Below are 15,455 nucleotides of genomic sequence, written 5' to 3'. Positions count from 1 at the left end.
TTCCTAGCCGAGACCTATCTTCTTGAAGGTCCTGCTGATCCAGGATCCCTGATTCTCGCTCGGCTCGAGACCACCGGACTTTACTAGATTATACGCGTCCTTGTACCAGCGGCTGTCCGGAAAATTGTGGCCGAGCACCGCGGCGGCGGTCTGCGCCTCGCCCACGATGCCGATCGCCATATAGGCCTCGGTCAGCCGGTAGAGCGCCTCTTCGACGTGGCGCGTGGTCTGGTACTGGGTGACGACGGTCTTGAAGCGGTTGATCGCGGCGGTGTAGTCGCGCTTCTCGACGTAGTAGCGGCCGACCGCCATCTCCTTGCCGGCGAGCTGGTCGCGCGCGGCCTGGATCTTGTTCTTGGCCTGGGTGGCGTATTCGGAGGTCGGATATTTGCGCACCACCTCTTCGAGTGCCGCGATCGCCTTCTCGGTGCGGCTCTGGTCGCGCGAGATGTCCGGGATCTGGTCGAAATGCGATGCCGCGATCAGGTACTGGGCGTAGGACGCGTCCGGGCTGCCGGGATGCAGCGTCACGTAGCGGGTGGCGGAGCCGATGCAGCTGTCGTAGTCGCCTGCCTGATAGTACGAATAGGCCGACATCAGGAGCGACTTGCGCGCCCAGTCCGAATAGGGATGCTGACGGTCGACTTCCTCGAACTTCTTCGAAGCGGCCTTCAGGTCCTTCTTCTCGTTCATCATGTACAAGCCCTCATTGTAGAGCTTGTCCGCGGGCTCATCGACGAACGTGTCGTCCTTGGCCATGAACTTGTCCCACAGCGCGCCAGTGCCGCAGCCTGAGAGCGGCAATGCCAGCACGATCAGGCCCGCCGCAAAGCGCAGCGTGCGCGCGGCCTTGGTCAGGCCGGAGACGTCAGAAGAATTGCGTTGTTCGAGCGCCATACGCATTGCCGACATGAATTGTAAAACCTGACGCCTTTGATGCGGTTAACGGCGACCCCACTCCACCCATGAACCGCGATCACGGATGCAATATCTCTCGTGCCGTTGGCGCCGGATCAAGGCAGCCGCGGGCCTGCTTAACCGAAAAATGACCGTCGACCAACCGAATAGGGAGCCAATCCGCCGGGAATAAGGCGACCCGGCGACACTCACAGCCTGCTGTGGTTATTACGGAAATTGGGCCAGACCGCCTGCGGCGATCAGGACACGTCCGGACCGTAGGCCGGGGCGACGAGGCCGCCCACTGCGCTTGCACCGGCTTCGACATGGCCGCGGACCGGCCGCCGGGCGGTCTCCGATTCGACCACGCGCCAGGCGCTGCGGTCGGCGAGCAGCGCCTTCAGCACTGCGTTGTTGAGCTTGTGGCCGCCGCGGACCGAACGGTAGCTGCCGAGCAGCGGCAGGCCGGCCAGCGCCAGATCGCCGATCACGTCGAGCACCTTGTGGCGGGCGCACTCGTTGGCGTAGCGCAGGCCCTCGGCGTTGAGCAGGCGAGCCTCGTCGAACACCACGGTGTTGTCGAAGGAGGCACCGAGCGCGAAGCCAGCGCCCCAAAGCCGCGCCACGTCATTCATGCAGCCGAAGGTGCGGGCCCGCGCGACTTCGCGGCGGAAGCCTTCCGGCGACAGATCGAAGGAGTAGGTCTGGTGACCGATCACCTTGTTCGCGAAATTGATTTCGACTTCGGCGCGGAACCCGCCGGCGAACGGACGCAGCTCGCCCATCGCATCGCCGATCCTGACCTGCACCGGCTTCAGCACCTGGATGAAGCGGCGGACGCCGGGCTGGGTCACAATGCCAGCCTGATCGATGGCCGCGACAAACGCCGCAGCGCTGCCGTCCATGATCGGAACTTCAGCAGCGTCGACTTCGATCGTGGCGTTGTCGACGCCCATGCCGCGCAGCGCGGCGAGGACATGCTCCGCGGTCGAAACCAGCGGCCCTTCGCGGTCACCCAGCACCGTCGCGAACTCGGTTGCGATCACAGCGTCGGCGGTGGCGGTAACTTCGCGGTCGGCACCGTCGAGACCGGTGCGGACAAAAATAAAACCCGCATCGACAGGTGCAGGTCCCAGCGTGAGACTGACAGGAAGACCGGAATGAACGCCTACGCCAGTCACGGTGGCTTGCGACCGAAGCGTTGTCTGACGGCTGAACTTCATTCGATAATGCCCACTACCCGACTTCGCTCAACATCAAGCGGCCAAACTTCCCCAAGGCCGACTCGCATGAGCTCCCCAAGTCCCGGCAGACCATAGTCACAGCCCTAAAGCGCGCCAACTCACGCTTCTTTACGGATTGTTACCCCATCTCCGCCGCATTCGCGCCCAAGGTTAAGCCAATTGCGGCAGCGAAAACGGCCCTCGGCGAGTGGCCATCTGACCACCGAAATGATAATTAATCATTTAAAATCAGTTGCTTGTTTACCCGATGCAACCGCCTGCTCGCCAAAAGGAGAAGGCCCCGGCGGTTCCCCGCCGAGGCCTTCTTCGTCGCCAAGGTTGTAACAAACTTCAGTTTGCCTGCCGGCGCAGGAAGGCCGGGATATCAAGATGGTCGTCACCCTGTGGCGCCGGGGCAACAGGGGCCTGACGCCCATGGGCGTCCAATCCCTGCGGTGCCGGGCGCTTCGCATATTCTGATACCGGCAATTCGTTCGCCGAGATCTGCTGGGCGACGCTGCGGGCCGGCTTGCGGTCGGGCAGTGGTGGCATCGTCGGCATCGCAGGACCCGAGGCACGGGCCGCGATCGGCGGCTCGGTCTCTTCGTCGCGGCGACCGAGGCCGACATTGGCCAGCCGCTGCAGCAGCGACAGCCGGGTCTTCTGCGGGTGCTCCGCCTCGCCGTCACCGCTGGCCTGGCGGATCTCGGCCTGGGCCGGCATCGGCAGATCCTCGAACTTCGGCATCCGCGGGGCACGGACCGGCGACCGCTCCGCCGCCTGCGGGATGAAGGTCTCGGGCGGCATCGGCTCGTGCTGTTCGGCGCGGGCCGCCTCGTGGTCCGGGAACAACGTCGGCTTCTGGGCGATCGGCCGCACGGTAACGTCACCGTAGGACCCTGGCTGCATCGGCGCCTGAGCCGGTGCGCTGTCGGGCGCAACCGCGGCAGCGATTGCCGCGAGCGCGGCGCGCTCGACGGCCGGACGCTGCTGGGGTGCGGCGGCAGCTGCAATCGGAGCAACCGTCACGCCCGTCGGCGGTTCCAGCTTCTGGGCGCGCTCGGCCATGCGCTGATTGTCGGCACGCAGGCGAGCGGTCAGATCGGCCAGCCGGCTCTCGGGCGAGCCGCCCGGCTGCTGCGCGGGAGCCTGCGCACGGGAAGCGATCGCGGCCTGCTCGATACCGGTTGCGACCACCGAGACACGAATGACGCCGTCGAGCGATTCGTCGAAGGTGGCGCCGACGATGATGTTGGCGTCGGCATCGACTTCTTCGCGGATGCGGGTTGCGGCTTCGTCGACCTCGAACAGAGTGAGGTCCTTGCCGCCTGTGATCGAGATCAGCAGGCCGCGAGCGCCCTTCATCGAGCTATCGTCGATCAGCGGGTTCGCGATCGCAGCTTCGGCTGCGGTCAGCGCACGCTTCTCGCCGGTGGCCTCGCCGGTGCCCATCATCGCCTTGCCCATTTCCCGCATCACGGCGCGGACGTCGGCGAAGTCGAGGTTGATCAGGCCTTCCTTGACCATCAGGTCGGTGATGCAGGCGACGCCCGAATACAGCACCTGGTCGGCCATCGCGAACGCGTCGGCGAAGGTGGTCTTCTCGTTGGCGACCCGGAACAGGTTCTGGTTCGGGATGATCAGCAGCGTGTCGACCACCTTGTGGAGCTCGGAGATACCGTGCTCGGCGGTGCGCATCCGGCGCTGACCCTCGAAGTGGAACGGCTTCGTCACCACGCCGACGGTGAGGATTCCCATCTCGCGGGCGGCCTTGGCGATCACGGGCGCAGCACCGGTACCGGTGCCGCCGCCCATGCCGGCGGTGACGAACACCATGTTGGCGCCGGTCAGGTGATCGCGCAGCTCGTCCATGACCTCCTGCGCGGCCGCAGCGCCGACATCGGGCTGCGATCCGGCGCCGAGGCCCTGGGTGACCTGGGTGCCCATCTGGATGATGCGCTGCGCCTTCGACATGGTCAGCGCCTGCGCGTCGGTGTTGGCGACGACGAAGTCGACGCCCTGCAACCCGGCGGTGATCATGTTGTTGACGGCATTACCACCCGCGCCGCCGACGCCGAAGACGGTGATCCGCGGTTTCAGCTCGCTGATGTCAGGGGGTGTCAGATTGAGTGCCATGGTTGCCTCTCTCGATTATGCGCGCGTTGGTTCGTCCCGGCCGCTGGCCGCAGGAGCTGGTGAAAATGCAATGAGCCGGGGTGTGGTCATCAGAAGCCCTCGCGAAGCCATCGTCCGACCTTTCCGAAGTAACCGTCTGTCCCTGTCCTGAGCTGCCGCGTACGCCGCGGTTCGACATGTTCAAGATGTGCGTATTGCGGGTAGACCAGGAGGCCCGTCGGCACCGAGAACGAGGCGCCCTTCGCCTCGTTCGGCAGCCGGCCGAAGCCGAGCGGGCGGCCGATACGGACCTGACGGTTCAGGATACGGGTGGCGAGCTCGACGGTGCCGGTGAGCTGCGACGCGCCGCCGCTCAGCACGACGCGCGCCCTCGGCTCTGCCGCAAAGGGAGAATCCGCGAGCCGGTCACGGACCATTTCGAAAATCTCCTCGGCGCGATGCCGGACAATGTTCGCGATCGTGGCGCGGGACACGATTTGCGGAGTCTCCCGATCATCGCCTGCAGTGGGAACGGACATCAGCTCGCGCGAGTCCGAACCGCCGGTCAGCACCGTGCCGTATAAAGTCTTGATTCGCTCGGCATCCGCAATGCACGCGCCGATGCCGCGCGCAAGATCCATCGTGATGTGTTGCCCGCCGAGCGCAAATCCGGATGCGTGCACGAGGCGGCCGCCGGAGTAAGTCGCGATCGTCGTCGAGCCCGCGCCCATCTCGACGACGGCAGCGCCGAGATCGGCCTCGTCATCGGTCAGCACCGACAGGCCCGCGACATAGGGGCTCGACGCCATGGCTTCGACGTTGAGATGGCAGCGCTCGACCACCAGCATCAGGTTCTTGGCAACCGTCGCGTCCGACGTCACCACATTCATGTCGACGCCGAACTGGCGCGCCACCATCCCTCTGGGATCGCGGATGCCCTTGACGCCGTCGAGCGCGTAGCCGACCGGCAGCGCGTGCAACACGGTGCGGCCGGCGCCGGCGGCGTGGCGCATGCCGGCCGAGGTGACGCGGCTGATATCGTCCGCGGTCACCGAGCCGCCGTGGATATCGGCCGCGGCTTCAACCAATTGGCCATGCAGCCGGCCGCCGGAAACCGACAGCAGGACGGATTCGACACGGACCTTGGCCATGCGCTCGGCCAACGCCACGGCATGGCGGACCGCCTTCTCGCATTCGGCGAGATCGACGACGGAGCCGGCCTTGACGCCGCGCGACTGGATCTGGCTGTAGCCGATCAATTCGACCGCATGGGTGCGGCCGCGCAGCGCCTCGTTCGGCGGCGACGGCCTGAGCCGCGCGATCATGCAGGCGATCTTGCTGGAGCCGACGTCGAGCGAAGCCACCATCGCGGTGCGCTTCTGCATCGGGCGGGTCTTCGGGGTCAAATTGCGATCGAGGCCGGTCATGCGGAGTCACCGGCCTTCTTCTTGGACTTCTTGTCCTTGAACAGCTCGTCGCGCGCCTTGCCGGCTTCCTCGGACAATTGCACGATCAGCCGATCGGGCAGGCGCATGTCGACGGCGACAATGTCGCGCGAGAACAGCTTCTCGTCCTTGTCGAGCTTGGAGAGCGCGGCCAAAGCGTTGCCGACGTCGTTCTCCGGCAAGCGGACGTCGAGGCCGTCCTTGAGGCGCAGGTTCCAGCGCCGCTCGCCGACGAAGATCGCGGCCTTGGTCACCGAGCGCACCTGCGGATAACGGTCGAGCAGCGCCAGGAAGTCCTGGGCGCGGGTGTCCGCGCCCTTGCCCACCACCAGCGGCAGATTGAGGAAGCGGCGCGACACATAGGGCTCGAGCACCGCACCATCGGAGGCGATCACCGACAGGCGGCCGTTCTGCTGCCACAGCGCGAAGGCGGTGCGCTCGACGATGTCGATCTGCAGCCGGCCCGGATAAAGCTTGAGGATCGTGGCGTCGGCGATCCAGGGATTGGCCTTCAGCTTGGCGCGCACCGTATCAGCGTCGAGGAACAGCAGCGAGGAGCGGCCGTTGACGCCGCCGATCGCAAGCACCTCGTCCTGGCTCAGCTGCTTGCGGCCGTTGATGCCGACGGTGGTGATGCGGAAGCCCGCGGAATTGGCCAGCGCGTTGCGGGTGTCGCTGAGCGCGGTGGTGAACTCCTCGAGATGGCCACCCCTGACGATGCCGAAGCCCAGGCTGCCGAACAGGATCGCGAGCGTCGCGACCAGGCCGATACGGCGCGGCAGATAGCGTTCGAGCAGCAGGATGTAGCGGTTCGGCGGCTCGCGATCGATCATCTGCGGCCGCCTGGCGGGACGCCGGCGGCGACGCGCGAGATGGGCGCCGACATACTCGCGCAGCAGCACTGCCGCTCCAATAGCGGCTGCTTTCAGGTCAGCTTGAGGCCCCAGCGATCGCAGCGATCGGGTGAGGCGTCCTGCACCATCCATTGCACGAGCTCGTCACATGTTGCGCCCGCAAACCCTGCGGGGTCCCGGCACAAATCACGTCTCGGCTAGACCGGTGGGATTAGAGAGGCCCCCTGTTCCCTGGTTGCGATCCTCGAAGCGGTAATCCGCGACAGCTCACGCCCCGGCAGCCAAGCGCTACATGCGCCGCCAGCGTTAACCTTCGGGCTTCCTGGTAAACAAATGGTAAAGGAGTTCAGCCTGGAGTGTATTTTGATCAACGCTCTGAATACTTTGCCGCGAACCCGTTAGCATTTTAGCAACAGCGCCCGGGTTCCATCCGGCCGAGTCGGGCGGGTTCCGCCCGGTTGGCCTTAACTCCTGGCGCGGCGGCGGCCGAGCTCGATCTGGTCACGAAGGAAGTCGGCAAAGGCGATGCCCTGCGCTTTCAAGGCCTTAGGGTACAGCGATGCCGCGGTGAGGCCGGGCAGCGTGTTGGTCTCGAGGTAGACCGGGCCATTGGCCGACACGATGAAATCGCTGCGCGAATATCCGGTGCACGACAATGCACGATGCGCCCGCAACGCATGGTCCATGATCGCGGCGCTGACCTCGGGCACGAAGCGGCCGGGACAGATCTCCTGGGTCGACTTCAGAAGGTATTTGGCTGTGTAGTCGAAGCCCCCCTCCGCCGGCACGATCTCGATCGGCGGCAACGCGAACACCGTGCCGTCGGATTGCTCGAGCACGCCGCAGGTCGCCTCCACGCCCGACACGAACGGCTCGATCAGATAGTCCTCATGCTTCGCGGCATTGCGGACCGCGACGAGGTCCTGCTGTGCGTTGACGAAGATCAGCCCGTAGCTCGATCCGTCCTTGGCGGGCTTTGCGATCAGTCTGCCGTGCTGGGCGAACGCCTCATCGAGCTGTGCGACCGACATGCCCTGCGGCGCGTTGAGGCCCGCGATCGCGGCGAAGCGCTTCGCCGATGGCTTGTCGAACGCCAAATGCGACGACGCCGAGCCGGAGCCGGTGAATGCGACGCCGCGCATCTCGCACATCGCCTGCAATTCGCCGTTCTCGGCGCGGCCACCGTGCAAGCCGAGCACCAGCACGCGCTGCTCGGCGCTTGCTTTGTCGAGTGCCTGGTCGAGCGCAATGCCGCGACCATCGGGCTTGAAGTCGACCTCGAAGGGCCGCGTGTGGCCGAGCAGCTGTTCGGACGTCACCGCATGCACGGTGTCGTCAACGTCCCAGAACCAGAGGTCAGCGTCGGGCAGCGCGCGGTGCAGCGCCTGCGCGCTCGCCACCGAGACCAGCCGCTCCTTGTTGGTGCCGCCGAACAGAATGGTCACCTGCATCAGCTTTTCCCGATTCGCTTGATTTCCCAGTGCAGCTCAATTCCGCTGGTCTGCTTGACTCGTTCGCGCACTGTCTCGCCGAGGGTCTCGATGTCATGCCCGGTGGCGTTGCCGGTGTTGATCAGGAAATTGCAGTGCATCTCCGACACCTGCGCGCCGCCGACCTTGAGGCCGCGACAACCGGCGGCGTCGATCAGCTTCCAGGCGCTGTTGCCGGGCGGATTCTTGAAGGTCGAGCCGCCGGTCTTCTCGCGGATCGGCTGCGCGGTCTCGCGATGGGCCTGCACCTCGTTCATGCGGGCGCGGATCGCGTCCGCATCGGTGATCCTGCCGCGAAAGCGCGCCGAGGTGAAGACGATCGACGGATCGACGCCAGAGTTGCGATAGACGAACCTCATGTCGGCATTGCTGAAGGTATGCTTGGTGCCGTCGCGGCCGATGCCGGTCGCCTCCACCAGCACGTCCTTGGTCTCGCCGCCGTTGGCGCCGGCATTCATGCGCAGTGCGCCCCCGACTGTGCCGGGAATGCCGAAGAAGAATTCCATGCCGCCGATGTTTGCCGCTGCTGCCATCTCGGCGACGCGCTTGTCGAGCGCCGCGGCGCCGGCGGTGACGACATCACCGGCTGCGCTGGTTTCGCCAAAGGCACGCGGCGCCAGCCGGATCACGACCCCGGGCATGCCGCCGTCGCGCACGATCAGGTTGGAGCCGACGCCGACCACATAGACCGGCAGCTCCTGCGGCAGATGCTTCAGGAAGTAGGCGAGATCGTCTTCGTCGGCCGGCGTGAACAGCACCTGCGCAGGACCGCCGACGCGAAACCAGGTCAATTCCGCCAGCGATTGGTTCGCCAGCAGCCGCCCGCGCAGCTCCGGCATCGCGGCTTTCAGGTCGGGCGTGATGTCGGGGAAGGTCACGATCACCCCAGCGCCTTCAATTCGTCGGGCAGTGCGTAGGCCCATTGCGTGATGTTGCCGGCGCCGAGGCAGACGACGAGGTCGCCGGACTTGGCAATGCCGTGAACGATCTTCGCGAGCTCGCCGGCGTTCGGCAGCGGGACAACGTTGCGATGGCCGTGGGCGCGCAGGCCGGCGGCGAAATGGTCGCGGTCGATGCCTGCGATCGGTGCTTCGCCGGCCGGATAGACCTCGGCGACCACGACCGCATCGGCATCGTTGAAGCAGGTGCAGAATTCCTCGAACAAGGATTGCAGGCGGGTGTAGCGATGCGGCTGCACCACGGCGACGATCTTGCCGTTGGTGGATTCCCGCGCCGCCTTCAGCACGGCCGCGATCTCGACCGGATGATGGCCGTAGTCGTCGATCACGGTGATGCCGTTCGTCTCGCCGGTCTTGGTGAAGCGCCGCTTGACGCCACCGAAGCCGGCCATGGCCTGGCGGATCACGTCATCGGACACGCCGAGCTGATGCGCGACCGCGATCGCCGCCGTCGCGTTCGACGCGTTGTGGCGCCCCGGCATCGGCAGCACGATGTCAGCGATTTCGTGCGTCGCGCCCGACTTGCGATCGCGGATCGCGACCTTGAATTTCGAGCCGCCGCCCATCGGCGTCAGATCGAGCAGCTGCGCGTCGGCCTGCGGATTCTGCCCGTAGGTGATGACGCGGCGGTCCTCGATCTGGCCGACCAGGGTTTGCACCACCGGATGATCGGTGCACATCACGGCAAAGCCGTAGAACGGCACGTTCTCGACGAAATTGCGGAACGCATCCTGGATCGCCTCGAAGGTCTTGAAGTGATCGAGATGTTCAGGGTCGATATTGGTGACGATGACGACATCGGACGGCAGCTTCAGGAAGGTGCCGTCGCTCTCGTCGGCCTCGACCACCATCCAATCGCCTGCCCCGAGCCGCGCATTGGAGCCATAGGCATTGATGATGCCGCCATTGATCACGGTCGGATCGAGCCCGCCGGCGTCGAGCAACGTCGCCACCATCGTCGTCGTGGTGGTCTTGCCATGGGTGCCGGCGATCGCGACGCAGCTCTTCAACCACATCAACTCCGCCAGCATCTCGGCGCGCCGCACCACCGGAATGCGCCGCGCACGGGCCGCCATCAGCTCGGGATTGTCGCGCTTGATGGCAGTCGAGACCACGACGACATCGGCGCCATCGACGTTCTCGGCGGCGTGGCCGACCGAGATCTTGGCGCCCTTCTTGCGCAGCCGGTCGAGGTTGTAATTGTCCGACGCATCGGAGCCCTGCACGGTGTAGCCGAGATTGATCAGCACCTCGGCGATGCCGCTCATGCCGATGCCGCCGATCCCGACGAAGTGAATGGGTCCGATCTCGCGCGGCAGTCTCATGATCCGGTTCCTGATATCATCGTCCGTGCGCGCCTACATCGGTCGCGCTGAGTACTGGATGCCCCGCTTTTCCCATGCGTGACAAGGGCTTTTTCCACCCCGCAGCCGCGGAAATGTCGCTGTTGTCAGCTACCGGCGGGTGCTGGTGATCAGGCGTCACGGACATCTCCATCTCGGCCCGGCGGCTACGCCGCTCCCGGCCGCACGGCGCGCGCGGCGAACTCATCCTGCATCTCGATGACGCGAAGATAATTGCGCAGCCGGTTGGTCTCGAGCGCGCGCAGCAGCTTGTTCTGGTGATAGGGCAGCACGAGCTCGGCAAGCTGTGCACTCCAGGCAGCGTTCATGTCGAACAGCACCCCTAAGCCGAACACGGCGGGGATTTCGGCGAAGCCAAACTCCCTGCCCTGCGCCAGCTCCTCCGCCAGGAAGTCATCGATTGCGGTCATCACGCCATTGCGCGCACCACCGGCATGAGTAGCAAACGCGAACTGGCCCATGCCGCGAAATCCACGACCTTCCACCAGGCTTTCGCGATCCAGCGTGGCGCCAGCGTCGTAACTGTGCGGATGGCGATGCTCGACGGGAATTTGCGAGGGCGCATAATATGCGTCGCGCCGCCCGCAGGGCCAGCCGACATCGTGGAGGAAGACCAGCACGGGCTTGGCGGCGCGGCGGCTGATCGCCTCGATCTCGCGGAGCTCGTGATAAACTGTGTACCAGTTATGATCGCCGTCGACGATCCAGGCGTCGGCGGCGTCAAGTTCGCCGAACGCATCGAGGCTGGTCTTCGCGACGTGACGCACATCCGGATTGGCGCTCACCCAGCCGAGGAATTCGCGCTTCGGCGCCGGATCGACGCTGGTGAGCCGGCCGCCGCGCGCCCGGCAGTGATCGGCGAGCAGCGCCGACATGCCGCCGTACTCCGCACCGATCTCGACGATGTCTTGCGCATCCGACAGGCGCAGCGCTTCGAGGATCAGGTCCGAGAATTCCGAGACGGAGTGGATCAAAAGATCCGTCATGATCAAGTCTCCCCCGGCCTCCTGCCGGATTGGCGCATCAAATCCCGGCCACCTTGGCAACCAGATCGGCCAGCCGCTCGGCGGCGTCGAGCCGGCCGACGCTGCGCGCCGCATCCGCCATCGCGGTCAGTCTCTCGGGCTCCGCGGCGAAGGCCGATATCTCGGCCGCGAGTCTTTCGGGCGTGAAGTCGCTCTGCGTGATGCGCAGCGCGCCATTCGCCTGCGACAGCACGCCGGCATTGGCGAACTGGTCCTGATCGATCGCGCCCGGCAGCGGCACCAGGATCGAGGGCCGGCCGATGGCGGCGAGTTCGGCGACGGTGCCGGCGCCGGAACGCGAGATCACGAGCTGGCTCGAGGCCAGCCGTGCCGGCAAATCGGCGAAGAACGGCGCGAGCTCGGCATCGATCTTGAGCCGGTCATAGACCGCCCGCACCCGCGCCATGTCCTCCTCGCGCACCTGCTGGGTGATGATCAGCCGGCTCCATAATGCCGGCGCGAGCTTCTCGATCGCCGGCGGCACGATGTCGCTCATCACCCGCGCGCCCTGACTGCCGCCGACGACCAGCAGGCGCAGCGGCCCGTTCACCTCGGGCGGGGTGTATTTAACCGCGGCCGCCGCGAGGATCGCCGGCCGCATCGGCGTGCCGACGGTGGTGGCCTTGCCGGCGAGCGCGGGATCGCGATCGAGCACGCCGGGCAGCGAGGTCGCGATCGCGTTGACGCGGCCGGAGAGGAAACGGTTGGCGCGGCCGAGCACCGCATTGGCGTCGTGGATGATGCCGGGAACGCCGAGCATCCGCGCCGCGATCAGCGGCGGCAAGGTCGGGTAACCGCCGAAGCCGACGACGGCCGATGGCTTCAGCCGGCGCACCACATTGGCGGCGACCAGCGTGCCGTAGCCGAGCATCAGCACGGTCCGCGCCAGCGAGATCGGGTTGCGGCTGCGCACGGTGGCGCTCGGCACGACCTCGATGCTCTCCCTGCCGAACAGGCCGGAGTAGCGCAGCGCGCGGCCGTCGGTCGCCAGCCGCACCCGCAGGCCACGCCTGATCAATTCCACGGCGAGCGCTTCGGCCGGGAAGAGATGGCCGCCGGTGCCACCGGCTGCCAGCAGAATCAGGGGGGACTCAGCCATGGCAACAATTTACACCGTCATTGCGAGCGAAGCGACTTGTCCGCCGAAGCCTTGGCGAAGGCGGAAGCAATCCATGGCGCTCCCCGCAATGACGATGGGTAGCCTCATGCGTAGGCGCGCCGGGCGCTGGCGCCTTCCATCGATTCGATCTCGGTGCGCGGCCGCTGCCGCGTCAGCGCCAGCATCATGCCGACGCCATAGGCGAGCGAGACGAACGAGGAGCCGCCATAGGAGATGAACGGCAGCGTCATGCCCTTGGCCGGGATCAGTTGCAGATTGACCGCCATGTTGATCGTCGCCTGCACGCCGAACAGGATCGCAAGCCCCGAGGCTGCAAAGCGCGAGAACATGTCCTCGGTAGCATAGGCGCGGGTCAGCGTGCGGATCACGATGAAGCCGAACAGCGCCACCAGCATCAGGCAGAGGATGATGCCGAATTCTTCCGCCGCGACCGCAAACACGAAGTCGGTGTGGCTGTCCGGCAGGCTGCGCTTGGCGATGCCCTCGCCCGGCCCGAGCCCGAACCAGCCGCCGTTCCAGAATGCTTCCATCGCGGTGTCGACCTGGAAGGTGTCGCCGGAGGCCGGATTCATGAAGCGCTTGATGCGGCCCGCAACGTGCGGCACCAGGAGATAGGCGCCGAACAGGCCGGCGCCGGCGGCGCCGGCGAGCCCGAACACCCAGATCATCCGCATGCCCGCGATGAAGAACAGCGCGCCCCACACCGTGAGGATCAGCATGGTCTGGCCGAAGTCGGGCTCCATCACCAGCAGCGTGACCAGCGTCATCAGGAGCACCAGCGCCATCGAGGTCGCCGGCATCTCCGGCCGCTTGGTCGATTCCGCAAACAGCCAGGCCGCGACGATGACGAAGGCGGGCTTTGCGGCTTCGGAGGCCTGGATGTTGACGCCGAGCAGCGTAATCCAGCGCCGCGAGCCCTTGACCTCGGGCCCGATCAGCAACGTCAGCACAATCAGCACGATCGAGACCGCGAACACGATCAGCGCGGTGCGCCGGATCTGCCGCGGCGTCATGAACGACACCCCGATCAGCACGATCAGCGACGGCACCAGGAACATGACGTGGCGGTTGAAGAAGTGGAACGGATCGAGCCCGATCCGGGTCGCGACCGGCGGGCTTGCGGCCAGCGACAGGATGACGCCAGCCAGCATCAACGCGGCGATCGCGACAAGCAGCAGCTTGTCGACGGTCCACCACCAGTCCGAGAACGGGGTGCGTTGGTCACGGGCGAGCATGGGCGTCCCCAGATGGCAGAGATAACGTCCATTCGTGGCGCAGGATGGTTTCCAAGGGGTTAACGGGATGGGTAACTTTTGAGGGAGGTGCAGAGAGGCTCGCTCACTGCTGCGAGCCCACGCTCAGCTGTCGTCCTGGCGAAGGCCAGGACCCATACGCCGCAGCAAGTGTAGTGAATGGGACTCGTGGTTCCAGCGACGCCCAACAATATCATTTTGTGGTTATGGGTCCCGGCCTTCGCCGGGACGACGGCGAATGCCTGGCGCGATCTGATGGGTTTCGCTGCGCTCTACCCAACCTACGATTCTACAATCAGTCGTCACACCACCGGCTTCACACCCGGCAGTGCCTGGACGATGTCGCGGAAGGCGGTGCCGCGGATTTCGAAATTGCGGTACTGGTCGAACGAGGCACAGGCCGGAGACAGCAGCACGACGGCTTCGCTAAGTCCCGACGCTTCCGCATCGCGTGCGGCGCTGGCGATCGCGACATCGAGCGTGCCGGAGATCTCGTGCGGCACGCGGTCACCGAGCGTGCCGGAAAACTCCGCTGCCGCCTCGCCGATCAGATAGGCCTTGCGGATGCGCGGAAAATATCCGGTGAGGCCCGTGATGCCGCCGGCCTTCGGCTTGCCACCGGCGATCCAGTAGATGTCGGCAAACGACGACAGCGCATGCGCAGCGGCATCCGCGTTGGTGCCCTTGGAGTCGTTGACGAACAGCACGTTGCCGCGGCGGCCGACCTGCTCCATGCGATGGGCGAGGCCTGGGAAGCTGCGCAGGGCGTTCTGCAACACGTCGGTGGCGATCCCCATCGCCAGCGCACAGGCCGAGGCGCAAGCGGCGTTCTGCGCATTGTGCAGGCCGCGCAGCGAACCGATGCCGCCGAGCCGCGCCACCTCGCTGCGCGCCGCGCCCGATGCGCGCACGATGGTCTCGTGTTCCACATAAAGACCGTCCGGCAGCGGGTTCTTCACCGAGATGCGCACCACGCGCTTGCCGGCGCGATCGAGCCGGTCGGCGATGTCGCGGCACCAGCCGTCGTCGACGCCGACGATGGCGGTGCCCTCCTGCTGCACGCCGGCGACCAGCCGCTCCTTGACCGCGGCGTAATGCGCCAGCGTGCCGTGGCGATCGATGTGGTCCTCGCTGATATTGATCAGGATGCCGACCGAGGGATCGAGCGACGGCGCGAGGTCGATCTGGTAGGACGACATCTCGATCACATGGACGCGGCCCATCCGCGGCGGCTCCAGCGACAGGATCGCGGTGCCGATATTGCCGCCCATCTGGGTGTCGTATCCGGCGACCTTCATCAGATGCGCGATCAGCGCTGTCGTGGTCGACTTGCCGTTGGTGCCGGTGATGGCGACGAACGGCGCGTTCGGCGCGTGACGGCGCCGCTCGCGGCAGAACAATTCGACGTCGCCGATCACCTCGACACCGGCCTCGCGCGCCTTCAGCACGCTCCAGTGCGGCGCCGGATGGGTCAGCGGCGCGCCGGGGGTCAGGATCAGCGCGGCGAAATTCGCGCATGACACGGTGCGCAGATCAGCGGTGGTGAATCCGGCCTGCGCCGCCCTGGCGACGTTGTCGGCACTGTCGTCGCCCGCGATCACTTCCGCGCCGCCGGCCTTCAGCGCCTGGCAGCTCGCGAGCCCGGAGCCGCCGAGCCCGAACACCGCGACCGTCTTGCCCGAGAAGGAGGTGACCGGGATCATGGCGACG

12 protein-coding genes and 1 pseudogene are annotated in these 15,455 nt (G+C 66.1%); all 13 read right to left on the bottom strand.

Features of this window, described 5'->3' with window-relative positions; genetic code table 11:
* Positions 1-3: 3 nt before the first annotated feature.
* The 13 genes and pseudogenes from AC066Y_RS06365 to murD all read right to left on the bottom strand — a co-directional run bounded on the left by AC066Y_RS06365 (position 4) and on the right by murD (position 15,448).
* A complete protein-coding gene (locus AC066Y_RS06365) occupies positions 4-912 on the bottom strand; it encodes an outer membrane protein assembly factor BamD (protein ID WP_371821762.1) in 909 nt (302 codons plus the stop codon).
* A gap of 245 nt (positions 913-1,157) precedes the next feature.
* Positions 1,158-2,120: a UDP-3-O-acyl-N-acetylglucosamine deacetylase gene (lpxC, locus tag AC066Y_RS06360; RefSeq protein ID WP_478273123.1), complete on the bottom strand. Its 963-nt coding sequence runs from the start codon at positions 2,118-2,120 to the stop codon at positions 1,158-1,160.
* 351 nt (positions 2,121-2,471) lie between these two features.
* Positions 2,472-4,256, bottom strand: coding sequence for a cell division protein FtsZ (ftsZ, locus tag AC066Y_RS06355; protein ID WP_478273122.1), 1,785 nt, complete (start codon positions 4,254-4,256; stop codon positions 2,472-2,474).
* Positions 4,257-4,345: 89 nt separating this feature from the next.
* Entirely contained in the window at positions 4,346-5,662 is a 1,317-nt protein-coding gene (gene ftsA / locus AC066Y_RS06350) for a cell division protein FtsA (protein ID WP_092115917.1), read from the bottom strand.
* Entirely contained in the window at positions 5,659-6,666 is a 1,008-nt protein-coding gene (locus AC066Y_RS06345) for a cell division protein FtsQ/DivIB (protein WP_478273121.1), read from the bottom strand. The genes ftsA and AC066Y_RS06345 overlap by 4 nt, the downstream gene beginning before the upstream one ends.
* Positions 6,606-6,874 (bottom strand): annotated as a pseudogene (locus AC066Y_RS06340) (hypothetical protein); the annotation flags it as partial. The gene AC066Y_RS06345 and the pseudogene AC066Y_RS06340, both read right to left, overlap by 61 nt.
* 124 nt (positions 6,875-6,998) lie before the next feature.
* The gene (locus AC066Y_RS06335; protein ID WP_478273120.1) at positions 6,999-7,985 is read right to left on the bottom strand and encodes a D-alanine--D-alanine ligase family protein; all 987 of its coding nucleotides are present in this window, start codon (positions 7,983-7,985) and stop codon (positions 6,999-7,001) included.
* Positions 7,985-8,902, bottom strand: a complete 918-nt coding sequence (murB, locus tag AC066Y_RS06330) for a UDP-N-acetylmuramate dehydrogenase (RefSeq protein WP_478273379.1) — start codon at positions 8,900-8,902, stop codon at positions 7,985-7,987. Before murB ends, AC066Y_RS06335 begins: the two co-directional genes overlap by 1 nt.
* Before the next feature lie 2 nt (positions 8,903-8,904).
* The gene (murC, locus tag AC066Y_RS06325; protein ID WP_478273119.1) at positions 8,905-10,308 is read right to left on the bottom strand and encodes a UDP-N-acetylmuramate--L-alanine ligase; all 1,404 of its coding nucleotides are present in this window, start codon (positions 10,306-10,308) and stop codon (positions 8,905-8,907) included.
* A gap of 185 nt (positions 10,309-10,493) precedes the next feature.
* Positions 10,494-11,333 carry a class I SAM-dependent methyltransferase gene (locus AC066Y_RS06320; protein ID WP_478273118.1) on the bottom strand — a complete coding sequence of 280 codons (840 nt, stop codon included), beginning with the start codon at positions 11,331-11,333 and terminating at the stop codon, positions 10,494-10,496.
* Between the two features lie 37 nt (positions 11,334-11,370).
* A complete protein-coding gene (gene murG, locus AC066Y_RS06315; protein ID WP_478273117.1) occupies positions 11,371-12,471 on the bottom strand; it encodes an undecaprenyldiphospho-muramoylpentapeptide beta-N-acetylglucosaminyltransferase in 1,101 nt (366 codons plus the stop codon).
* A gap of 104 nt (positions 12,472-12,575) precedes the next feature.
* Entirely contained in the window at positions 12,576-13,727 is a 1,152-nt protein-coding gene (gene ftsW / locus AC066Y_RS06310; protein WP_176529825.1) for a putative lipid II flippase FtsW, read from the bottom strand.
* A 320-nt stretch (positions 13,728-14,047) separates the two neighbouring features.
* The gene (gene murD / locus AC066Y_RS06305; protein ID WP_478273116.1) at positions 14,048-15,448 is read right to left on the bottom strand and encodes a UDP-N-acetylmuramoyl-L-alanine--D-glutamate ligase; all 1,401 of its coding nucleotides are present in this window, start codon (positions 15,446-15,448) and stop codon (positions 14,048-14,050) included.
* Positions 15,449-15,455: the final 7 nt, after the last annotated feature.

Source organism: Bradyrhizobium sp. USDA3010, assembly GCF_056429065.1.
Note: the sequence above shows the minus strand (reverse complement) of the source record. Positions and strands in the feature narration are given on the sequence as shown.